16 protein-coding genes and 1 pseudogene are annotated in these 22,177 nt (G+C 58.7%); 10 read left to right on the top strand and 7 right to left on the bottom strand.

What is annotated here, in order from left to right; translation table 11 throughout:
• The first annotated feature begins 168 nt into the window (after positions 1–168).
• The 3 genes from CDO73_RS18100 to CDO73_RS18090 all read left to right on the top strand — a co-directional run bounded on the left by CDO73_RS18100 (position 169) and on the right by CDO73_RS18090 (position 3,769).
• Positions 169–1,134 carry an ABC transporter permease gene (locus tag CDO73_RS18100; protein ID WP_088489942.1) on the top strand — a complete coding sequence of 322 codons (966 nt, stop codon included), beginning with the start codon at positions 169–171 and terminating at the stop codon, positions 1,132–1,134.
• A 15-nt stretch (positions 1,135–1,149) separates the two neighbouring features.
• The gene (locus CDO73_RS18095) at positions 1,150–2,046 is read left to right on the top strand and encodes a carbohydrate ABC transporter permease (RefSeq protein WP_088489941.1); all 897 of its coding nucleotides are present in this window, start codon (positions 1,150–1,152) and stop codon (positions 2,044–2,046) included.
• A gap of 73 nt (positions 2,047–2,119) precedes the next feature.
• Positions 2,120–3,769, top strand: coding sequence for a type 2 periplasmic-binding domain-containing protein (locus CDO73_RS18090; protein ID WP_088489940.1), 1,650 nt, complete (start codon positions 2,120–2,122; stop codon positions 3,767–3,769).
• A 97-nt stretch (positions 3,770–3,866) separates the two neighbouring features.
• Here the strand turns inward: CDO73_RS18090 and CDO73_RS18085 are convergent, their stop codons facing one another.
• The 6 genes from CDO73_RS18085 to CDO73_RS18060 all read right to left on the bottom strand — a co-directional run bounded on the left by CDO73_RS18085 (position 3,867) and on the right by CDO73_RS18060 (position 12,044).
• On the bottom strand, positions 3,867–4,454 hold the full coding sequence (locus CDO73_RS18085; RefSeq protein ID WP_088489939.1) for a TetR/AcrR family transcriptional regulator: 588 nt from the start codon (positions 4,452–4,454) through the stop codon (positions 3,867–3,869).
• Between the two features lie 85 nt (positions 4,455–4,539).
• Positions 4,540–5,928, bottom strand: coding sequence for an MFS transporter (locus CDO73_RS18080; protein ID WP_088489938.1), 1,389 nt, complete (start codon positions 5,926–5,928; stop codon positions 4,540–4,542).
• A 210-nt stretch (positions 5,929–6,138) separates the two neighbouring features.
• Positions 6,139–7,389 (bottom strand): SpoVR family protein, encoded by a 1,251-nt coding sequence (locus CDO73_RS18075; protein WP_088489937.1) that lies wholly within the window; start codon positions 7,387–7,389, stop codon positions 6,139–6,141.
• 49 nt (positions 7,390–7,438) lie between these two features.
• Positions 7,439–8,689 carry a sporulation protein YhbH gene (gene yhbH / locus CDO73_RS18070; RefSeq protein WP_088489936.1) on the bottom strand — a complete coding sequence of 417 codons (1,251 nt, stop codon included), beginning with the start codon at positions 8,687–8,689 and terminating at the stop codon, positions 7,439–7,441.
• A 14-nt stretch (positions 8,690–8,703) separates the two neighbouring features.
• Positions 8,704–10,605 carry a PrkA family serine protein kinase gene (locus CDO73_RS18065; protein ID WP_088489935.1) on the bottom strand — a complete coding sequence of 634 codons (1,902 nt, stop codon included), beginning with the start codon at positions 10,603–10,605 and terminating at the stop codon, positions 8,704–8,706.
• A gap of 770 nt (positions 10,606–11,375) precedes the next feature.
• Complete coding sequence (locus tag CDO73_RS18060; protein ID WP_088490041.1) at positions 11,376–12,044, bottom strand: NAD(P)H-dependent oxidoreductase; 669 nt, start codon at positions 12,042–12,044, stop codon at positions 11,376–11,378.
• A gap of 240 nt (positions 12,045–12,284) precedes the next feature.
• On the opposite strand from CDO73_RS18060, the gene CDO73_RS18055 reads away from it, so the two are divergent.
• From CDO73_RS18055 to CDO73_RS27475, 4 genes and pseudogenes are all read left to right on the top strand, one after another.
• The gene (locus CDO73_RS18055; protein ID WP_088489934.1) at positions 12,285–12,659 is read left to right on the top strand and encodes a winged helix-turn-helix transcriptional regulator; all 375 of its coding nucleotides are present in this window, start codon (positions 12,285–12,287) and stop codon (positions 12,657–12,659) included.
• The gene (locus tag CDO73_RS18050; RefSeq protein ID WP_088489933.1) at positions 12,656–13,534 is read left to right on the top strand and encodes a LamB/YcsF family protein; all 879 of its coding nucleotides are present in this window, start codon (positions 12,656–12,658) and stop codon (positions 13,532–13,534) included. The genes CDO73_RS18055 and CDO73_RS18050 overlap by 4 nt, the downstream gene beginning before the upstream one ends.
• A 131-nt stretch (positions 13,535–13,665) precedes the next feature.
• Positions 13,666–14,439 (top strand): annotated as a pseudogene (gene pxpB, locus CDO73_RS27480) (5-oxoprolinase subunit PxpB); the annotation flags it as partial.
• A gap of 159 nt (positions 14,440–14,598) precedes the next feature.
• Positions 14,599–15,942: a 5-oxoprolinase subunit C family protein gene (locus CDO73_RS27475; protein ID WP_373446988.1), complete on the top strand. Its 1,344-nt coding sequence runs from the start codon at positions 14,599–14,601 to the stop codon at positions 15,940–15,942.
• Positions 15,943–16,363: 421 nt separating this feature from the next.
• On the opposite strand, the gene CDO73_RS18040 is transcribed toward CDO73_RS27475, so the two are convergent.
• Complete coding sequence (locus tag CDO73_RS18040) at positions 16,364–16,948, bottom strand: TetR/AcrR family transcriptional regulator (protein ID WP_088489931.1); 585 nt, start codon at positions 16,946–16,948, stop codon at positions 16,364–16,366.
• 437 nt (positions 16,949–17,385) lie between these two features.
• Between CDO73_RS18040 and CDO73_RS18035 the strand changes: the two genes are divergently transcribed.
• The 3 genes from CDO73_RS18035 to CDO73_RS18025 all read left to right on the top strand — a co-directional run bounded on the left by CDO73_RS18035 (position 17,386) and on the right by CDO73_RS18025 (position 22,144).
• Complete coding sequence (locus tag CDO73_RS18035; RefSeq protein WP_088489930.1) at positions 17,386–19,008, top strand: right-handed parallel beta-helix repeat-containing protein; 1,623 nt, start codon at positions 17,386–17,388, stop codon at positions 19,006–19,008.
• 324 nt (positions 19,009–19,332) lie between these two features.
• A complete protein-coding gene (locus tag CDO73_RS18030; RefSeq protein WP_088489929.1) occupies positions 19,333–21,273 on the top strand; it encodes an MHYT domain-containing protein in 1,941 nt (646 codons plus the stop codon).
• A gap of 49 nt (positions 21,274–21,322) precedes the next feature.
• Positions 21,323–22,144: a methyl-accepting chemotaxis protein gene (locus CDO73_RS18025; protein WP_088489928.1), complete on the top strand. Its 822-nt coding sequence runs from the start codon at positions 21,323–21,325 to the stop codon at positions 22,142–22,144.
• The last annotated feature ends 33 nt before the right edge of the window (positions 22,145–22,177 follow it).

The raw sequence follows: 22,177 nt of genomic DNA, 5'->3' as shown, positions 1-22,177 counted from the left end.
ACCGTCACAAATGATCTTCTCTTCTCGCAAAAAGCCCGCAGCGGCGCGGTGTTCGATCAAAAATGGCCGTCAGCATCAACACTCGTCGTTTACCGAAACCGAAAACCGAAGCTATGATAGGCTCAACTTCCGGCGACGGATAGGAAAAACGAAAGGGGAGGTGAAAGCATGAAGGGAGCAAGCGTCGTCAAAGGGAAAAATGAAACCGCTTCAATCGGAGCGAATCGCAGATACGGACTCTTCTATTATCTGCGCCGCGACTGGCAGCTCTACACGCTGCTGCTCCTTCCGCTGGCCCTCGTGCTGGTCTTCAAGTATTCGCCGCTCGGGGGTCTGGTGCTCGCGTTCAAAGACTATAAGATCGCGAGAGGGTTCTGGGGCAGCGAATGGGTCGGCATGGAAGTGTTCCAAGAGTTGTTCGCCAAAAAAGACTTCGGCCGGGCCGTCCGCAATACGCTTCTTCTTAACGTGATGGATCTGCTGCTCAGCTTCACGGTGCCGATCTTCTTGGCGCTGCTGCTGCACGAAGTCAAAAACGTGCTGTTCAAGCGCGTCAATCAGACGCTGCTGTATCTGCCGCACTTCTTGTCGTGGGTCATCATCGGCGCGATCGCGTATCAACTGCTCGGCGAAGGCAGCGGCATGATCAACAATCTGATCGCGCAGCTCGGCGGTACGCGGATTCCGTTCTTGCAGGAAGACATGAACTGGCTGATCAGTTATCTGTTGATCGGGATCTGGGCCAGCATGGGCTGGGGCACGATCATCTATCTGGCTTCGATGAGCAGCATCAACCCCGACTTGTACGAAGCCGCGACCGTCGACGGGGCGGGACGCTGGCGCAAGATGTGGAACGTCACGCTGCCTTCCATCCGTCCGACGATCGTGACTCTGCTCATCATGAGCCTCGGCGGCGTCATGGGCGGTTCGTTCGAACGGATCTACGCGCTGCTGAACCGCGCCACGACGGAATATACGACCACCATTCCGGTGCTGGTCTACCGCTGGGGCATCGAAGGCGGCGACATCAGCCGGGCGACCGCGCTCGGATTGTTCCAAGCGCTGATCGGACTGGTGCTCGTCTTGACGGCCGACCGGGTCGCCAAGAAACTCGGCGAAGACGGATTGTTATAAGAGAGGAGGCCGGCCATGAAAGCCACGCAAGACGCTCCGGTCGGAAGCCGTCGGCGCTTCGACGTCTGGGGATTTCTGATTCACGCCGTATTGGTCATCGTGTCGCTCATCTGTTTTATTCCTTACCTGCACGTCGTCGCCAAATCGTTCAGCGAAGACGCCTACGTCATCGCCAACAAAGTCTTCTTGTGGCCGAGAGGCTTCAGCGTCGAGGCTTACGCCAAGATCTTCGCGGACGCCAGCATCTTGAAGTCGCTGTACGTCTCCGTGCTCGTGACGGTGCTGTTCACGATTCTCGGCATGGTCGTCACGATCTGCGCCGCGTACCCGCTGTCGAGAAGACAGCTCAAAGGCCGCTCGACGCTCACGTTCATCTTCTTGTTCACCATGTATTTCAGCGGCGGGATCATTCCCGAATACATGCTGATCAACAGTCTCGGGATGCTCGATACGCTGTGGGCGATGATTCTCCCGCTCGCGTTCAGCGCCTACAATCTGCTGATCCTCAAGACGACGTTCACGCACAGCGTTCCCGTCAGTCTCGAAGAATCGGCGCGCATCGACGGAGCCGGACACTTCCGGATCCTGACCAGCATCGTGCTGCCGCTGTCCAAGCCGATTCTTGCGACACTGTCTCTGTTCTACGCGGTCGGACGCTGGAACGCTTACCAAGACGCCTTGTTCTATATCAAACATAACGTGGATCTTCGTCCGCTCCAACTGAAGCTGTATTATCTGGTCGTACAGGCCAGCGAGAGCTTCCAACTGGAAGCGACCGAAGTGACGCTCAGCAATCCCGAAGTGTTGAAGGCATCCGTCGTCGTCTTCGCGACCATTCCGATCATCTGCATCTATCCGTTCGTGCAGAAGTATTTCGTTCAAGGCACGATGTTGGGCGCGGTGAAGGAATAGAGGGTCGGGGTACATGGAATATTGTTGCTCGCTATTCGTTATCGGTTACGAAAAAACGAAGGGGGATTTGTAGATGAGCAGACAGAAAAGAAGCGTCAAATGGTTGGCGGGAATCGCGGCGGTCGCTTTGCTGGCGGGATGCAGCGGCGGCGGAGGTTCGAGCAAAGAAGCGGAAGGCGCGCCTGCGGCTTCCGGCGATAAACCGGCGGCAGCGGCCGAAGCGGGCAGCTTCCCGGATTATTCCAAAGGGTTTCCCGAAAAAGTAAACCTCGATATTCCGGTCTACGAGCGGGCTTTCGAAGGTTGGAACGTCACCGACAACTATTACACGCGGTGGATCCAGAAAGAATTCGGCGACAAATATAATGTAAGCGTTAACTTCGTGCCGATTACCCGCAGCAGCGAGGTGACCGACTTCGAACAACTTCTCGCTTCGCACAAAGCGCCGGATATCATTTTCCACTACGACATGCCGCAGGCGCTGGCTTATTACGGCGAAGACGTGCTCCAAGAACTGAATTATGACGAAGTGAAGAACTACGCGCCGACGTATTGGAAAAACACGGGCGAAACGATCGAGCAGTACGGCACGATCGACGATAAGCCGACCTTCGTGTTCGCGACGCGTCCGAACGCCGACAACTTCACGACGATCATCCGCAAAGACTGGGTCGAGAAAGTCGGCATGAAGATGGAAGACCTCACTTCGCTCGAAAAATACAACGACATGCTGAAGAAATGGAAAGACGCCGGGATCGGCGTGACGGGCGGCAGCCTGATCCAGAACTCGTTCAACTACAACTACGCGTTCCGCGATTGGCCGATCGACGAGAAGTACCGCGCGCTGTACTCGGACCTGTCGGTCGCCGATTTCACGACGCCGGACACGGAACGGTTCCTGCGCAACCTGAACTACCAATATAACAACGGCCTGATCGACAAAGAATTCTATCTGCGCGACGACGATTCCAAGACTAAAGCGGAATTCGTGGCAGGCAAGACCGGTACGTACAGCACGTATCTGACCAACAACACGGACGTGTTCGGCGCGACGCTGAAAAATAACCCGAATGCCGAATTCGCGATTCTTCCTCCGGGCGCGGGCGTGCCGGAAGGCCGTGAGCCGCAAGGCCGCGCGTACTGGCCGTTCGGATTCATCATGGGCATCAACTACGAATCGACGGATATGGAACGCGCCGCCGTGTGGATGTACCTCGAATGGATGAGCCAACCGGAGAACCTGTTCTTCCTGCAAAACGGCGTGGAAGGCGAGAACTACAAGTTGGACGATCAAGGCATCGCGGTCCGCAACCCGGATTACAAAGGCGAGTCCGTGCTGGCGCAAAACAACAACAAAGACTACTGGGCGCTCGTCACCGAAACGGTGCAATATCCGGATGCCGCCAAGACGCTCGAAGCCAACAAACGCAACTGGTCGCCTCCGGGCCAAGAGAAGCTGGTGGACGATCTGGTCAAATACTACGACGAAACGTCGGAATTCCGGACGCCGGACGCGCTGTATACCGTCGTGCTGGACAGCGTGAACGATTACAAAGCCGATCTGAACGTCTTGTTCCAAGAACTCTATCTCAAAGTCGCGCTGGCTCCGGAAGATCAGTTCGACAAGATCTACGAAGAAGCCAAGCAGCAGTATTTGGATGCGGGCTATCAGGAGATTCTGGACGAGAAACAGGAAGCGATCGACGAAGGGAAATATAAGTAAGAGCAAGTCTGCGAGCGGAACGGTTCGTCGAAACACCAAACGGGAGGATGCGCGAGACTTTGCGCTCCTCCCGTTTCCTCGTATCGGCGCCGTTTCCTTAAGGAGTCAACGCGCGCACGAACGTTTTGACGCTTTCTTCGATCGTTCGGTCGAGCGAGAACGACGGGAATCGGCCGTTTTCGAGATCGTTCAGGAACAGCCCGTAATTCATGGAGATGAACACGAAAGCCTGCATCTCGGGATCGGTATCGATCAGTTTGCCCGAATCGCGCAAATGTTCGAAATAGCGGGCCAAGCGGTCGATAAACTGCCGGGGATGCTGCATCGTCCGTTCGAGAAATCCGGGCAGGTTCTCGGCTTCTTTCAGTCCGATCATCAGCATTTTGCGGTTGCGGTTCATGATGGCGTGGTAGCTTCGGCTGATCAGCAGCAGGTCGGCGTGCAGATCGCCGGTCAGCCGATCGTCGAAGATCGCGCTCATCTCCGCCGCGTAATGGAAACGGTCGAACGCGGCTTCGAGCAGTTTTTGTTTGCTGCCGAAACGGCGGAACAGCGTTTTTTCGCTGACTCCGGCCGCCGCGGCCAGTTCCAGCGTCGTCACGCTTTTATATCCTCGGGCCGAGATCAAATCGATCGCGGCCAGCAGCAGTTTTTCGTCGGTCGTTTTTTTGGAGCCTTCTTCCATGGGTTCACCTCTATGTCGGAATAACGCGGCTTCTGCGATCGGCCGTTTGCGGTGATCGTATACGATTCTCGTCTCGGCTGTCAAATCAATCGGTTGGGCGGTTCGAAGCGCGCATGCGGCGTATGGACGACGCTCGGTACAGCAGCGCGAACGCCAAAGCCGCGATCGCGAGCACGATCAAGATATTGCTGTACATCGCGCTTTCGCCGCCGAGCGAAAACGGGTTCAGCTTCACGGCAGGCCGATCGGAGCCGAGCATGCTGCCGAGCACGGCGGTGGCCGAAGCGGCGGCGATAAAGTTGGACATCGATAGCAGCCCCATTCCGACGCCGACCTGCCCGGGTTCCAGCGTTCGCGATACGGCAGCGGATAAAGCGATCTGCATGTAAGACTGGCCCAGCACGCCGAAGATCAAGAAAAAAGCGACCAGAAGCGAAGAATGGCCGGCTGCGGAAGACAGCCCGACGAAACCTGCGATCAGCAGGGCGGAAGCCGCGTACAGCAAAAACGCATGACCTTTGTCGTCGGCCAAACGTCCGCCGGTACGGCCGAGCAAAGCGGTGACGAGCGCCGAAGGCAGCATGACGAGGCCGATTGCGGCCGGCGAGAAACCGTAAACCTGCGACAACAGCTGCGGCAGCAGAAAAGGAAGTCCCAAGCTGATCGCCATGATCAAGAAGGCGGCCGTCAGATTGGCGGAATAAAGGCGATTGCGGAACAGAGACGGGGAAATGAACGGTTCGGCGGCCCTGCGAATTCGCCAGACGAACAAAATCAGCAAGGCGACGCTGATTCCCGCGTAGCCGAGCTGTTTGTCGGTGAGCGCCAACAGCAAAGACGCGACGGTTCCCGCCAGCAGCACACCGCCCGGAAAATCGATCTGCCGATCCGGCTCGGCAGGCTCGCCGAGCAGATGTTTGCGGTAGAAAGGAATCGTGATCAGCGACAGAAGAGGGATCACGAACAACATCTTCCAGTTCAAGAACGCGGTCACGAAGCCCGCGATGATCGGACCGAGCGCGGTCCCGAGCGCAATGCCCACAGAGGTCGTGCCCAGAGCGCGGCCTCTTTGTTCCGGCGCGAAGTAGCGAATCGGGATGATCATCGCCAGCGCGGGAATGACCGAAGCGCCGACCGCCTGACAGATCCGCGCGACGATGATCATTCCGTACGTCGAAGAGACGAGACCCAGCACGGAACCCGCGGACAGCACGAGCAGGCCGAACGTCAGCAGATTTTTCGGCGCGTATTTTTCGGTCAGTTTGCCGAACATGACCGCTCCTACCGCATACACGATCAGATAGCCGGTCACGATCCAACTGACCTGCGCGGGAGACAAACGGAAGTCTTCGCTGATCGTCGGCAGCGCGACGTTAAACATGCTGCCGTTCATGACCGACAAGATCAACGTAAAGACAAGAATGCGAAGCAGCGCTTTGCCGGAACGCGCGGGAATATCGGAATTTGCGGACATCAAGATTCCTCTTTTCTGATGAGTAGTCGCGATAAAATGACTGTCAGTACTTACTGTCATTAAATGCGATTTTAGAGGCGCGATAACGATTTGTCAATGCCCGGAACTCGCAGGCAAGCCGAAGCGACGTCGTTCGAACCGACGAAAAACCCGAATAAAACCCGAGCGAAGGCCCGGGTTTGAAGCGGTTTTTCAGGATCGGCATTCGTTTCAACCTGTCAATTTCGTTCCGTCATACGTATACGTCTTCGTCTCCCCGCCCACCGTCGTCCGCAGATGCACGTTTCGCCCCCACAGCAGATGCACGAGCGGCAGCGTGCGTTCGACGTATTTGCGGTCCAGTTCCAGTCCGTCGAAGCGGTTGTCGAGCAGCAGCTCGCCGCGGCCGTGCAGGTCGTCGTCCATCACGGTCACGTAAGGAAACCCGCCGTTGGTGCGCGAGCGGATCAGATTGTTTTTGATCTCGCCGAGTTCGGTCGCCGTTACCGCGTAATTCCCCGACTTCTTGTCTTTTTGATACACGAACAGGTCCATCTCCCGCGCCATGTCCTGCGTCAGATAATTGCGGATGAACGACACGTCGGACTCCGTTTCCCGAATCTCGAACAGCGCTTCGATCCCTTCCTTTTTCTCGATATGCCGCAGCATCATCAGACCCAGATAATACGGATTGATGCGGCCCGGCGACGGTTGGATGACGCCCGCGTTCATCTTGGCGAATTCGACCGTCTCCGAACCGGTCAGATCGAGTTCGCGCACCAGCTTCAGATGCCAATAGCTGGCCCAGCCTTCGTTCAGGATCTTCGTTTCCATCTGCGGCCAGAAATACAGCATCTCCGCGCGCAGCATGTACAGAATCTCGCGCTGCCACTCTTCCAGATAGCGGCTGTGGCCGGCGATATACCCGATCACGTCTTTGACCGTGCCGTCGCTTTCCGCGAATCCGCCCGGACGTCCGAAACGCGTGAACGGATCGACATGTTCTTGAATCGCGATGCCGGCATCCAAGAACTTTTCGACCTCGTCCATCCCGTAGCGCTGCCCGAACGTCTCGATCCGCTCCGCGAACACGGCCATGCGGTCGAGCATTTGGCGGTCCGTTCCGGCGAACATGGCGTTGTTTTTGAAAAAGTCGCTGTGGCCCAGCACATGCGCCACGATCAGCTTGTTCTGAAGCAGCGTGTTGCTGTCGAGCAGAAACGCGTAGCACGGATCGGAGTTGATGACCAGCTCGTAGATCCGGCTGAGTCCGTAATCGTACTCCGACTTCATGCGATGATAAGCTTTGCCGAAGCTCCAATGCGCGAACCGCGTCGGCATCCCGTAAGCTCCGATCGAATACAGCACCTCCGGCGGACAGAACTGATAGCGCATCGGGAAAAAATCGAGTCCGTGCGAAAGCGCCAGATCGGTCAGGCGTTCCACGGACTCTTCGAGCGTCTCGGATTCTTGTTGCAGCATGAACGCAAGCTCCTTTCTTTCGCCGGCTGCCGGTAAGGGCGCGTCGAATTCAACTGGCCAAGTCTTCTCCGAAAAAAGCTTTGAGCGTCTTGAACACGTCTTCTTTTTCTTTGAGAATGCTGCGAACGAAAGCGGGCGACGGGTCCAATCGGGCGAACGAGTTCCAAAGCTGCTGATCGCTGTACAGATGTTTGCGAATCTCGCCGTAACCGAGCAGGTTGACGCGGCTCAGCAGTTCTTCCGCCAGTTTCACCGTCTCGCCATTGTCGCTCGACAAGTTGTCGCCGTCGGAGAAATGGAACGCGTACGCGTTGCAGGCCGACGCCGGATGTTCGGCTTCGAGCAGATGCAGCGCCAATCGGTACACGGAAGAACATTTGGTGCCGCCGCTCTCGCCTTTGGAGAAAAAGTCGTTCTCGCCGACTTCCTTCGCTTCGGTGCTGTGCGCGAGAAAACGAATCCGCACGTTGTCGTAACGCGTCCGCAGAAAACGCACCATCCAGAAAAAGAAACTGCGCGCCGCGTACTTCTCGAACGTGCCCATCGAGCCGGACGTGTCCATCATGGCGAGCACGACGGCCGAAGACTGCGGCTTGCGGATCTCGTCCCACGTCTTGTAGCGCAGATCTTCGCCGAGAATCGGGCCGATCGCGGCAGGCGGAGCGCTCTGCGAGAGCGCGGAGAAGGCCGAGTCGGACGCGTCCGCTCCGCTGCCGTAAGCGGAAAAAGCGGCCGATCCGCCGCCCAGCGCTTGACGCTTCACCGCTTCGAGCAGCGTGCGGCGCTTGTCCACGTTCGACATCATGCCCTGCTTGCGCACGTCGTCGAACCGGGTGTCTTCGACCGTCAGATCCGCCGCGGATTTGGGTTTCAGTCGCGGCAGGTTGAGGTCTTCGAAGACCAGCTCGGCCAACTCGTCGATCGTCAGTTCGGCTTCGTAATAATCCACGCCCGCATCTTCCCCGGCCGGTCCTTGTCCTTTGCCGGGACCGGCGGCCTGCTGTCCTTGACCCGGATCGCCTTGCCCGATCACGTCGCCGACCTGCGTGCCGCCTTGGCCTTGTCCGACCTGCGGCTGATCGCCCGTATCGTAACGCAGCCGCGGTTCGTCGAGACTGCGCACCGGCACTTTGACGACGCGGTCGCCTTCCGACATGATGATCGATTCTTCGCTCACCAGATCGGCGAGGTTCTGCCGGATCGCTTCTTTGACTTTGCGTTTATGGCGTTCCTGATCGATCTCGCCTTTGCGGTGAAGCGACCAGTCGTCGCGGGCGACGACGAACAAACGGTTATCCATGCCGTCCACCTCCCTTAACGGTTCAACAGGCTGCCGACGTATTTCATCAGTTCGTTGGCGCAGATCGCGCAGTAGCCGTGATGTTCGATCAAGCGGCGCGACACTTCGTTCATGCGCTTGACCTGCGTTTCGTCCGGATTCAGCGACGAGGTCGTGATCTGGATGACGTCTTTGAGATCGGCGAACAGCTTCTTCTCGATCGCGTCTTTCAGCGGTTCGTGCGACGTGTATTCGAACGGTCGGCCGCGGCGGGCGAGCGACGAGATCTTGATCAGAATTTCTTCGCGGAACGCGCGCTTCTGATTCTCCGTGACGCCGATCTGTTCTTCGATCGAACGCATCAGTTTCTCGTCGGGATCGCGTTCTTCGGACGTGATCGGATCGTGCATCTTGTGCCCGCTGCAATACGCTTCGACGTTGTCGAGGTAATTGTTCAGCATGGTATGCGCGGATTCTTCGAACGAATACACGAAAGCGCGCTGCACTTCCGTTTTGGCTTTGTGGTCGTACTCTTTGCGCGCCAACGTGATCAGATTCAGCAGGCGATCGCGTTCTTCTTTCGAGATCGACGGATGCTGATCGAGTCCTTCTTTGAGCGAACGCAGTACGTCGAGCGCGTTGATGCAGCTTTTGCCGCCTTTGATCAGCGCGCTCGATACCCGGTTGATGACGTAGCGCGGATCGACGCCGGACATGCCTTCGTCGGAGTATTCGCGCCGCAGTTCGTCGACGTCGGCGCTTTTGACGCCGTCGAGTTCCTGTCCGTCGTAGAGGTACATTTTCTTGACCAGATCGATGCCCGGTTTCTTCGGTTCTTTGAGCCGGGAGAGCACCGTGAACACCGAAGCCGTGCCGAGCGCGCCGGGAGCGAGATGCACCTGATCGTTCAGGCCGGACGCGTCCACCAGTTTGCGGTAGATGCGCTCTTCTTGGCCGACTTTGAGATTGTAAGGGATACGCATGACGATCATGCGGGAGTGGAGGGCTTCGTTCTTCTTATTGGAGATAAAGGCGCGATATTCCGTCTCGTTCGTATGCGCGATGATGAGTTCGTCGGCGGAGATCAGCGCGAAGCGCCCCGCTTTGAAATTGCCTTCCTGCGTCAGCGAGAGCAGGTTCCATAGGAACTTCTCGTCGCATTTCAGAATTTCTTGGAATTCCATGAGGCCGCGGTTGGCTTTGTTCAGTTCGCCGTCGAAACGGTACGCGCGCGGATCGGATTCCGAACCGTAAGTGGTGATCGTGGAAAAGTCGATGCTGCCCGTCAGATCGGCGATATCCTGCGACTTCGGATCGGACGGAGCGAACGTGCCGATGCCCCGGCGTCCGCTCTCCGCGAACAGGATGCGCTCGACCGGCATCTCTTCGATGCGGCCGCCGTATTCGTTCATCAGCTTCATGCGGCAGACGGGGCAGAGATCGCCTTCGATCTGCACGCCGTATTCGCGGCGGAATTCGTCCCGAAGTTCGCGCGGAATCAGGTGCAGCGGTTCTTCCTGCATCGGGCAGCCTTTGATCGCGTAGACCGCGCCTTCCGGCGTGCGGGTGAACGCTTCGAGACCGTTCTTCATCAGCGTGACCAGCGTGGATTTGCCGCCGCTGACCGGTCCCATAAGCAGGAGCAGCCGTTTGCGGACGTCGAGGCGCTGAGCCGCGGGACGGAAATATTCTTCGACGAGCAGTTGGATCGAGTCTTCCAGACCGAATAGCGTATCCGAGAAAAAAGCATATTCCCTTCGGCCGTCCCCGAGTTCGCGGATGCCCGCATGTTCGATCATCCGGTATACGCGTTCGTGCGCGGTCCCGGCGATCTTCGGATCTTCTCTGACCAACTGGAGATAATCGAGCAAAGAGCCCTCCCAGAACAGGTCGTTCTCTTTATCCCGGTACGTAAAAAGCTTTTCCAAGAATGTCATGCGACCGCCTCCTTTGTCGTGTACGTTGCGCCTAGAGGGTTCCGACAGGGTTCAGGACCGGGTTGAATTCTTGCAAAAGAAAAAGTGGGATGAAGTTGTGTTGAACGATTTTAGCATATTTCATAACATAGTGCGATAGGAATATGGCGAATGAGGATTATTTTTTTGGTATTATGTTAAGTGAATGATGAAAATAAATAAATTTAGAGAGTTTTATATTTGAATAAGTCATGTAATATGACATAAATATTGGGTTATACAGAAAAAAACGCCCTAGGGCGTTCAGGCTGTCGAGAAAGTTACGTAAGCGCGTGAAGCAAGCCGACTCCGAGAGAAATTCGTTAGCGTATGCTTCCGAAGTGGCTTTCTCCGAAAGCCTTGAGGTCGCGTGTTGAAATCAGGAAGAATGATTCGATTTTAGCAGAATCTTCCCGATTTCAAAGGCGACCCACAGCATACGCTTCCGAAGTGCATTTCTTCGAAATGCTTTAGCTCCTCCACTGAATTTCTCTCTCCGCCGTCTCGCTTCTAGCTACGTTTGGACTTTCTCTATACGTTGAACGCCCTAGGGCGTTTTTCGGACTTCGAAGGAGGAAGAGTTGACGAAAAGTCAGCATTTTTAACGTTTTTCTCTTCATTCCGCCGAATATTCGCTAAATTGCTGACTAAAAGTCAACATTTCTTTTCAAATCGTCCATACAGGCGTTATTTGTTGACGAACCGTCAACATTTCCTGCAAGTTGGCGAACTGGCGCACGGCCGTCTTGTATTTATTCGACCCACTGGATGACCGAATCGTAATCCCGTCGGCTTTTGGCCCGGCTCGGTTCCTGCGCCCGATAGCCGAAAGCGGCCATGACCGACACGCCGTAAGCCCCGTTCTCCAGCAGGCCTTCCCGATCCAGAATCTCGTTCACCCGTTCGTAATCGAAGCCTTCGATCGGACAGGAATCGATGCCGATCTGCGCGGCTGCCGTCAGCATGTTGCCGAGCGCGATATACGTCTGTTTCCCGGCCCAATCGAACAGCGCGCGATCGTTTTCGAACAGTTTCAGGCCGTCGTGCTGAAAACCGTGATACGCTTGACTCATCTGCGTCCACGTCTCGGCCGGAACCTTTTTGATACCGGTCATATGCTGCTGCACGTAATCGCTGTAAGTACCGGCGTCGTTTCTCGCGAGCAGGATCACGAAATGGCTGGCGGTCGGCAGTTGTCCTTGAGCGCCGAAACTGACGGTCCGAATTTGTTCCCGCAGTTCGGCGTTTTGTACGATCAGGAACTTCCACGGCTCGTAACCGAGCGAGCTTGGAGAAAGCCGGGCGGTTTCCATGATAAAATTAAAATCGTCCTCGGAAATTTTCCGGGAAGGATCGAACGTTTTGACCGCATGCCGGGTATGGAACGCGGCAAGTCCCTTGTCAACACTAAAGGTAGGGATACGCTCCACTGAATCGCACTAGAAGCGTGTGCGTTTCAGTGAAACGTAAACCTGTGATTAAGAGTTGAAAGGATACTAGAATGTCCTGTTTTTTGGTTGTTGTATTCATGAAGATCGCCTGCGCTTTCTATAGACTTTTGTCGACGCCGTCATCGTACTACGTAAAGACGATGCCGAGAAGTACGCACAATTTTGTACGGTAGTATCTATTTTGTTCCTAATCAGAAAGGAGTCGATCGCTTGGAGAACCCTGAAAAAGACGACGAAAGCCCTTATACTTGTCCCGTGGCGGTTACCGTGGACGTGATCGGAGGCAAATGGAAAGGCATCGTGTTGTATCATCTGATCGAAGGCGCCGTCAGGTTCAACGAGCTGCGAAAACTTATGCCGGGTACGACGCAACGTATGCTCACTTTGCAGCTTAGGGAATTGGAACGCGACGGCTTGGTTCACCGGGAGATCTATCATCAGATGCCGCCCAAAGTCGAATATTCGTTGACCGGCTTCGGGCGTACGCTGATTCCGATCCTCGACTTGATGAGAAATTGGGGGATCGAACATGAACGCGATATCGTGGATCGAAGAAAAGTCGTAGACAAGGAGCTGCCGGAATGAACGAACCAACGAACGGTCGTATACGCTCTGCCGAACCTGAGCGGGCGGCGGAAGCGATAGAGGCGAAGGATAAACGGACTGAAGAGTCCGAACATGCCGAACGGGCGGGCGACCAAAGCCGGGCGGCGCTCGATCTGAACTGCGATCTCGGCGAAAGCTTCGGCGCGTATTCGCTCGGCCGGGACGCCGAGATTCTGCCGTACGTGACCTCGGCGAATATCGCCTGCGGGTTTCACGCGGGCGATCCGTCCGTCATGCGACGGACGGTGCGGCTGGCGCTGGAAGCGGGGGTCGCGATCGGCGCCCATCCGGGTCTGCCGGACCTCGTCGGCTTCGGTCGGCGGAACATGGACGTCTCGGCGGAAGACGTCTTCGCCATGACGTTGTACCAGATCGGCGCGCTGGAAGCGATCGCGCGCGCCGAAGGCGGGAGCGTGCGGCATGTCAAGCCGCACGGCGCGCTCTACAATATGGCCGCCGTCCGGCGCGATCTGGCGGAAGCGATCGCGGAAGCCGTATACCGGGCGAACCCGGCCTTGACGCTGTTCGGTCTGGCGAACAGCGAACTCACCCGCGCCGCCGGACGGCTCGGGCTGCGCGCCGCGCACGAGGCGTTCGCGGACCGCGGTTATCTCGCGGACGGCACGCTGATGCCGCGCGGGCTTCCCGGCGCGCTGATCGCGGACGCGGAGGTCGCCGCGTCGCGGGTCGTGCGCATGGCGCTCGAAGAGCGCGTGCGGACCCCGGACGGACAGGACGTGCCGCTGCGCGCCGATACCTTCTGCCTGCACGGCGACGGGGAACACGCTCTGCTGTTCGCAAGCAAGATTCGGGCGGCGTGCGAAGCGGCGGGAATCGAAGTTCGCGCGGTGTAGGAAACGCGGCAGGACGAATCGGACGACAGGAGGGGAAGCGCATGGAAGAAGAAGTTCAGGCTCGGTCGAAGTCGTCCGAAATGAAATCGCGCAGCGTGCAAGCGGGGGCTTCGTCGGAGGCAGACCAAGCGATAGGAAGGCCGACCGTCGAGCCGTTCGGCGATACGGCGCTGCGCATCGTCTTCGGGGCGAGCATCTCGCCGTCCGTTCAACGGAAAGTCCGGAAAGTTATGGCGCGGCTGGAGCGCGATCCGCTGCCCGGCATGATCGAAGCGGTGCCGGCTTTCGCTTCGGTCGCGGTCTTCTACGATCCGCTGCGAACAGCGGAGGCTTGGAGTCGTGCAGATGGCGGGCCGGAAGCTTCGAATCGGTCGATGCGGGAACATCATGCAGGCGTCGGTCCGATTCAGGCATCGGCCGTGGAATGGATCGAACGTCTTCTCGGGGAGGACAGCGAAGGCCCGGAATCCGAACCGCGGCTGATCGAGATTCCCGTCCTTTACGGCGGGGACTACGGGCCGGATCTGGCATTCGTCGCCGATCAGGCGGGATTGACGCCGGAAGAGGTCGTACGCATTCATGCGGAACGCGAATATCCGGTGTATATGATCGGCTTCGCGCCGGGGTTCCCGTATCTGGGCGGAATCGACGAGCGGATCGCCGTTCCGCGGCTGGATGCGCCGCGCCTCTCCGTCCCCGCCGGAGCCGTCGGCATCGCGGGCGGACAAACGGGCGTCTATCCGGTGTCGACGCCCGGCGGCTGGCGCTTGATCGGGCGCACGCCGGTCGCTTTGTTCCGGCCGGACCGGACGCCGCCCAGTCTGCTGAACGCGGGCGATACGGTCCGGTTCCGCCCGGTGACCGCCGCCGAATACGAGCGGCTGTCGCTCGCGGAGAAGGCCGAACGCGAAAGCTCGGCGGAGGGGAAAAAGGCGGCAGCGGAAGAATCTACGCCGCGGGCGGAGCGAAGCGGCGAGAATGCCGAACGGGGCGGGGGGGATACGGACGTTTCGGCAGAGGAGAAAGCCGAGCAGCAAGGCGAAAAGGCCGCTGTTCTCGGCGGCATGACGGCTTCAACGCAGCCGGGAACGACCGAAACTCGGTTCGATACGCAAATCGCCGAGCCGCGCGACGCAGACGAGGCCGCGCCGGTCATTACGGTGCTTAAGCCGGGACTGCTGACCACGCTTCAAGATCTCGGCCGTCCCGGCTTCCAGCAGTACGGCGTCACGCCGGGCGGCGCGATGGACGCTTATGCGCTAAGAGCCGCCAACTTGATGGTCGGCAACGGCGAAAGCGAGGCCGCGCTGGAGATCACGCTGGCCGGGCCGACGCTGCGCTTCGAGCGCGAGACGCTGATCGCGCTGACCGGCGCGGATCTCGCGCCGTCGATCGGCGGCGAAGCGCTGCCGATGTGGCGGCCCGTGCGGATACGGGCCGGAGCCGTGCTGGAATTCCGCACGGCCGTAACCGGCTGCCGCGCGTATCTCGCGGCAGCGGGAGGCTTCGGCGCGCCCGAGGCGATGGGCAGCCGAAGCACCGATCTTCGAGCCGGCCTGGGCGGGCTCGAAGGCCGCGCGCTGCGCGCGGGCGATGTCCTGCACGCGCGGACATCGGCAGTCGCTTCGGGCGCGTTCGGACCGCTGCGCGCGATCGCGCCCGGCGCGGACTTCGCCGCGGCGGCCGTGCACGCCGCGCACGGCTACCTTGTCGGCCGCCCGGACTGGGCCGACGTTCCGGCGGGCGGCTTCGCTTCGCCCGGCGCTGCCGCTTATTCCGGCGGCGGTCGGGACTCGGCGGCCGAATCGGGCCGCTTCCCGCAGCAAGATACGGATCCGGCCGTTTCCGGCTTCGCTTCTTCGACAGACGGTTTCCGGCGTCGGCGATCCGCCGTGCCAACCGCGAAGCCGGGCCTGCCGCCGTCTTCGTTCGCGCCGCCGGTTTCGTTGACGTCGCCGGTCGCTCCGCCGTCTCCGGCTCCGACGACGATCCGTTTCACTCGCGGCACGCATTTTCATTTATTCGACGAGACCAGCCGAGCCGCGCTGTCGAACGCCGTTTTCCGCGTAGATCCGCAGTCCGACCGTATGGGCTGCCGACTTACGGGCCCTGCTCTTCGGCTGAGCCGGCCGCTGGAGATGATCTCGGAAGCCGCTGCTTTCGGTACGGTTCAGGTACCGCCTGGAGGCGATCCCATCGCGTTGGCTGCCGATCGGCAGACGACCGGCGGTTACCCGAGAATCGCGCAGATCGCGGCTGTCGATCTGCGGATCTTGGGCCAGCTTCGCCCGGGGCAGACGATTCGTTTCGTCGAGATCACGTTAGCGGAAGCGGAACGTCTGCATATCGAGCGGGAGCGCGAATTGGCGCGTCTGCGGGTGGCTTGGCGCTTGTGGCGCAAAGGTTGAGCATCGAGAACGCGCCATAGTCCGACAGGCAGCAAGCCAAGCCGCATGAGCCTGCGAATCGCCGGCGGACGAACGCGCAAAACCGGCTTGCGGGTGCGGATTCGCAGCGTATTCTCGTTCTAACGGAACGAGGCGGCGCTTAGCAGCGATTTCGGGCCGCGCCGGATTTCTAACGGAACGAGATGACGCTTAGCCGGAAAAAACAACGATTTCATGCGTTTTTCGGCCGTTTTCGCGCCGCTAACGAATCGAGGTTCCGTTAGCGGTCGGAGAACGTCCGAAACGGCGTTCTAACGGATCTGTGTTCCGTTACGGTTACGGACCGAATGCAAAAATACGCCTCGTCTGCGGAGTCGCAGCCTAGGCGTATTTTTGCGTGATTTTTCATCGATCTTTGATCCTGCACGAGGGCTTCCGAACGTTACGCGGCCAATCCCCGAGCGATCACCGCGACGGCGTCCCGCAGGTTGTTCAGCCGATCGGCTCGCGGAATCAAGGTGTACGTCGCGAATTTGCCGTAATTGAAATACATCAGCGTAGCGGCTTGAACCAAAGGATCGCCCGCGACCACTAGGCCCCGTTCCTGCATCGTTTTCAGGTAATCGGCGACGATGTCGGTGAACTTGGTCGCGTTATGATGAATATTCACGTGCAGGTCGGGCATGACGGAACGTTCCATCACGGAGAGCAGATAGATCTGTTCGGTCGCGCCCACGGTATCGTGATAGAATTCGCTCAGCATCAGCAGATCCGTTTCCAAGTCGTAAGTCAGACGGTCGCGGATCATTTTTTCGTTGGGCGGCGTGTACAGATAGTTTTCGATCAGGCGATCCAGAATCGCTTTTTTCGAACCGAACGTCCGGAAGATCGTCATTTCGCTAAAACCGGCTTCCGCTGCGATTTGCTTCACGGTCACGGATTTGTAGCCTTTCTCGGACATCAGTCGCAGCGTGGCCGATAGAATGCGCTCGGATGTGCTCGGACGCGTTTCTTGCTTGGTTTTCATAAATGGGTCACCAGCCTCTTCGATGTTACTGCTTACTAACAGGCTTCATGGTAGGCGTTTTTCGCAAAAGTGTCAATTCCGAAGGCTGCGAAGGCGACGCATCTTCTAAGCGGACGGCAAAATCCTTCTATATGACGAGTTAACCGAGTTCGATCCAAGGTTTTCGAAGAGGTTAACCTCGCTTTATTTTCGATCAGCGTACTATTTCGCAAGAACGGGGCGTCTTTGAAGAATAGGCTTCGCCTATACATACAGCCAGCCGCTCGCAAGCGTATGCCTTGACGAAACGCTTTATCCGATGTTGGAATAGACGCAGCAGGTTCGGTTCGACAATCTGCATACAGAGATCCGAAAAAGGCTCGATCGACAGCTTCGCGGATCGGTCGAAGGCATTTGAACGCATTTTGCAAGACGAAACGAGAGAGGGGACAGCCACTTTGTTCGAGATCGGAAAAACGTTTCTTCTCGCGGCCTGCTTGTCGTTATCGACTCATCCGGCCGCTTCCTTGACTTTGCCGCCTGCCGCCGACTCGGCGGCGGAGCCGGCTTGGGCCGCGCCGCTGGCCCACACGTTCGCCCCGCTTCGCGCGGCGAACTTCGCGTCCGGCGCGTTCGGCGCGTCCGCGCTTGCCGCCGCGAATCCGGCGGCTTCGGCGGGCATCGCTTCGCCCGCCGAGGCGCGGGCCGATGCCGCCATGAAGACCGGCGGCACCGTGTATCTGCGCGGCGGCGTCTACCGCCAGCAGCTCCGGCTGGCCGGAAGCCCGGGCGCGCCCGGCGAAGCGGCGCGCCTGACCGTCGCGAGCTATCCGTCGGAGACGGCGGTGCTCGACGGCACGGGACTGCCGATCGACGGCTTCGCGGCCTTGATCGACCTGAACAACGTCAGCCGCGTCACCGTCCGCGGCCTCGAACTGCGCAGCCTCAAGACGGACCGGGCCGGCAATCTGCCGGTCGGTCTCTATGTCCGCGGCGCGGGTCAAGGCGTCCGTCTGGAGAACAACAAGATCCACGGCATCGCCAATACGGCGGCGCCGCGCGGCGAAGAACTCTCGGGGCGCGACGCGCACGGGATCGCGGTATACGGAACGGAAGCGCCGGCTTCGATCCGCGATCTGACGATCTCGGGCAACGAGATCTACGGCCTGACGCTGGGTTCCAGCGAAGCGGTCGTGCTGAACGGCAACGTCGAGAAATTCGTTGTCGAGAACAACTACGTGCACGATAACGACAACATCGGCATCGACGCGATCGGCTTCGAAGGCACGTCGCCGAATCCGGCATACGATCAGGCCCGCAGCGGCGTGATCCGAGGCAATACCGTGACCGGAAGCACGTCCGTTCGGAACCCGTCTTACGGACGCAAGATTCCGAACGGCAACTATGCCGCGGCAGGCATCTATGTCGACGGCGGCCGGGATATCGCGATCGAACGCAACCGCGTGCTGCGCAACGATATCGGGATCGAGATCTCGTCCGAGCATGCCGGACGTTCGACGTCGAACATGATCGTTCGCAGCAATCTGATCGCTCGCAATGCTCTGACCGGCATCGGGATGGGCGGCTACGACAAACAGCGCGGAGCGACGATCGGCAGCGTGATTACCGGCAACACGGTGGCCGGCAACGATACGCTGGAATGGGGAACGGGACAGCTCTATATCCAGTTCGATACGCGCGACAACATCGTCCGCAACAATATTTTCGTCGCTTCCGCTTCGAACGCGCTGATCTACAACGAATACCGCGAAAATGCGCGCAACATCGTCGATCATAATCTGTATTTCGCGCCGGATGCCGACCAAGCGGTATGGACGTGGAAAAATAAAACCTATACCGGCTTGGCTTCCTATGTCAAAAACACCGGCAACGACAAACACTCGCTGTTCGCCGATCCTGCTTTCGCGAACGCGAAAAAAGACGATTATCGGCTGAAGCCCGGTTCGCCGGCCGCCGCTTCCGGCATCAAAGACGACATCTTGAGTGCTTCGCCGGATCTGGCCGGCAAGGCCCGCGGCCGAACGTCTTCCGGCCTTCCGAGCCGGGGAGCCTACGAATGAAGAAAGCGGACGTGCCGGGATAAGACCTAGAAGCTTCGGATCTTGCAGGCGTTCAAGACGCGGCTTTCGGCATAATAAGGACATGATCGGGACGCCCCGGAAACGGGGCGTCTTTTTTGCGTACACGCTCTAGGAGGTGGCACGAAAAAATCCTGCACGCGTCGACGCAAAAGAGGAGAAAACGGCTATTTTCACAAAAATGTCACATGATAAAATAAAAAGACCGGATGCGATGCGGCCGAAAAGGCTGCCGCGCCGGTCGTTGTACGAAAGGAATCGTCGATCGACGCTTTTTCATAGATCGGAAAGAAAGGAACGGATGGCATGACTGAACTTCACGGCACGTATCAACTTCAATTCGTTCTTCTTTCGCTTTTCATTTCCGTCTTCGCTTCTTGCAGCGCGCTGTACGTATACGAGCGCGTGCTGGCGCTGAGCGGCACGGCGCGGCGTTTCTGGATGCTGCTCGGCTCCGTCACGATGGGACTCGGGATCTGGTCGATGCATTTTATCGGAATGCTGGCTTATCGGCTTCCCGTTCAGGTGAGCTATACGTCCGGTTGGCTGCTGCTTTCCGTGGTGCTGCCCGTACTCGCGGTATGGGCGGCTTTTCGCATGATCGCCGGCGACGTCTCGAAGACGGGCAGCCTGATCGCGGGCTCCGCGCTGATGGCGGCCGCCATATTGGCGATGCATTACAGCGGAATGGCCGCGATGAGCATGCCGCTGCGCATGGAGCATGACCGCAACTACGTCGCTTTGTCCGTGCTGATCGCGTTCGGCGCTTCGTTCGCCGCGCTCAAGCTGTCGGCCGTGCACCGCAAGCATAGCTGCGCGCGGCTCCGGCTGCCGCTTCGCTTAGCCGTCGCGCTGCTGCTCGGAGGAGCGGTGGCCGGCATGCATTATACGGGGATGGCGGCGGTCCGTTTTCACGGCATGGAGAGTCAGATGACGCATCCTGCACAGCCGGCTGCCGCCAGCTACGCCGACGAGTCGATGCTGGCCGTGCTGGTCGGCGCCGCGGCGCTGTTGATCTTGGTCGTGGTGCTGATCAGCCAAGCCGTCGACCGCGCCGTCGCGCTGCGCTTGGCGGATTCGAACAAACGCCGCTACGACTCCATTTTCGAGCATAACCCCGACGCCGTCTGCCTGTACGAAAACGGAAAACTGGCTAGAGCCAACCCGGCGCTAGAACGGATTACCGGCTACGCGTTCGAAGAGCTTCGGGGCACCGCGTTCGACGAGCTGCTGTTCGAAGAAGACCGCGAGCGGCTGAAAGCCTGCTATGACGCAGCGCTGTCCGGCGAATCCGAAACGACCGAGCTGCGGGTCCGCGGCAAGCGCCGCAGCGAAATCTGGCTCAGTCTGACGATGGTACCGCTGGACGACGGAAACGGCATACGCGACGTGTATACCATCTCCCGAGACGTGACGGACCGCAAGCGCGCCGAACGCGAACTGCGCCAAGCCAAGGCCGAGGCCGAAGAAGCGCTGCGCGTCAAAAGCGATTTCCTCGCGGTCATGAGTCACGAGCTGCGTACGCCGCTGAACGGCGTGCTCGGCATCAGCGATATTCTGCTCGACACGCCGCTCGACGAAGAACAGCGGGAGTACGTCCGGCTCATTCACCGAAGCGGCTCGGCGCTGCTGTACGTGATCAACGATGTGCTCGATTTCTCGAAGTTGGAAGCGGGTAAACTGAACGCGGTCAGCGAGCCGCTGTCGCTGTCGTCGCTCTTGAGCGACGTCGCGGCGCTTTATGCGGTACAAGCGGAGCAAAAAGGCTTGTCGTTCGCCAGTTCGGCGGGACCGGGCATTCCGGACGTGCTGATCGGCGACGAGCAGCGCATCCGCCAAGTGCTGATGAACCTGCTGAGCAACGCGCTCAAGTTTACGTCCGAAGGCGGCATCGAACTGAGCGCCGAAGTGCGGGAGCTGCGCGGCGGCAGCCTGTATGGTCAAGGCATGCCGCGTCCCGGAGGCGTGGCTTTGATCCGCTTCGCGGTCAAAGACAGCGGGATCGGCATTTCCGACGAAGAGCGGGAGAAGCTGTTCCAGCCTTTCTACCAAGCGTCGTCGGCCGCGTCCCGGATGCAGAACGGCACGGGCCTCGGCCTCGCGATCTGCAAAAACCTCGTCCGATTGATGGGCGGCGAGATCGGTTTATCGTCTCGGCAGGGCGAAGGTTCGGAATTTTTCTTCACCGTGCCGATGCCGATTTACCGGGAAGAACGGAATGTAAAATTGACGGAAACGGCGGGTTGAACGCGATACGGACCGGACGACCATTCTTTTTTTGGAAGGAGCGAATATCATGACGAACGGAATCGATTCTCTGGATCAACTGATGTCGATGATTCCCCTGCTTCGGACCGGACTCCCGGTGGAAGTCTCCGTCGCGATCTGCGACCTTGAACAATTTATCGCTTATTGGCCGAGCAAGCAGATCAATCTCGGCATCAAGCCGGGGCAGCGTCTGCAAGAAGACGAACCCCTGATGATCTCGATTCGGAAAGATCAGGCGCTGCGCGCCGAAGTCCCCGCCGAATATTACGGAGTCGCGTTTACGGGAACGGCGACTCCGATCAAAGATAAACACGGACGCATCATCGGCGGCTTGGCGATGCAAGCGCGCCGCCATAGCGAATTGGTCGAGATTGCCGACCGGATGGCGGAATCGTTGTCCGGCGCGAGCGAGCGCATTATGCAGATCTCCGCAGGATCGGGCGGTCTTACTCATCTGTCCGGCGAACTGCTGGAGCTGTCGCGCCGTGCCGAACAGAACGCGCATGGCGCGGACGGCGTCGTCCGTATGATCAAGGAAGTCGCGGACCAGACGCATATGCTCGGCATCAATGCGGCGATCGAAGCCGCTCATGCGGGCGAGAAAGGAGCAGGATTCGGCATCGTTGCCGCCGAGATCCGCAAGCTGTCCGGTCAGACGGTGACGTCAACCAACAGCATCAGCGATACGCTCGGCACATTCAAGCAATTGACGGCTGAGATCGGCGCTTCGATCGAACGGATCGCCGATACCGGTCGCGATCAGGCTTCGTCTACCGGCGAACTGTCCGCTATGATCGAAGAGATCCGCGAGATGGCGCTCAAGCTGAACGAATTCGCCAAACAGTTGTGAAGCCGAAGCTTCTGCCTGCCCTCGAAACGAACG

This window comes from Saccharibacillus sp. O23, assembly GCF_002205895.1.
Lineage (GTDB): Bacteria > Bacillota > Bacilli > Paenibacillales > Paenibacillaceae > Saccharibacillus.
The sequence above is the reverse complement of the archived record's forward strand: the minus strand, read 5'-3'. Positions and strand labels throughout refer to the sequence as shown.

Coding starts and splice junctions, on each gene's coding strand:
- CDO73_RS18025 (WP_088489928.1), top strand. CDS start 21,323: ATGACGAACGGAATCGATTCTCTGGATCAACTGATGTCGATGATTCCC.
- CDO73_RS18040 (WP_088489931.1), bottom strand. CDS start 16,948: ATGAAAACCAAGCAAGAAACGCGTCCGAGCACATCCGAGCGCATTCTA.
- yhbH (WP_088489936.1), bottom strand. CDS start 8,689: ATGGATAACCGTTTGTTCGTCGTCGCCCGCGACGACTGGTCGCTTCAC.
- CDO73_RS18075 (WP_088489937.1), bottom strand. CDS start 7,389: ATGCTGCAACAAGAATCCGAGACGCTCGAAGAGTCCGTGGAACGCCTG.
- CDO73_RS18095 (WP_088489941.1), top strand. CDS start 1,150: ATGAAAGCCACGCAAGACGCTCCGGTCGGAAGCCGTCGGCGCTTCGAC.
- CDO73_RS18100 (WP_088489942.1), top strand. CDS start 169: ATGAAGGGAGCAAGCGTCGTCAAAGGGAAAAATGAAACCGCTTCAATC.
- CDO73_RS18090 (WP_088489940.1), top strand. CDS start 2,120: ATGAGCAGACAGAAAAGAAGCGTCAAATGGTTGGCGGGAATCGCGGCG.
- CDO73_RS18030 (WP_088489929.1), top strand. CDS start 19,333: ATGACTGAACTTCACGGCACGTATCAACTTCAATTCGTTCTTCTTTCG.
- CDO73_RS18050 (WP_088489933.1), top strand. CDS start 12,656: ATGAACGAACCAACGAACGGTCGTATACGCTCTGCCGAACCTGAGCGG.
- CDO73_RS18065 (WP_088489935.1), bottom strand. CDS start 10,605: ATGACATTCTTGGAAAAGCTTTTTACGTACCGGGATAAAGAGAACGAC.
- CDO73_RS18085 (WP_088489939.1), bottom strand. CDS start 4,454: ATGGAAGAAGGCTCCAAAAAAACGACCGACGAAAAACTGCTGCTGGCC.
- CDO73_RS18080 (WP_088489938.1), bottom strand. CDS start 5,928: ATGTCCGCAAATTCCGATATTCCCGCGCGTTCCGGCAAAGCGCTGCTT.
- CDO73_RS27475 (WP_373446988.1), top strand. CDS start 14,599: ATGACGGCTTCAACGCAGCCGGGAACGACCGAAACTCGGTTCGATACG.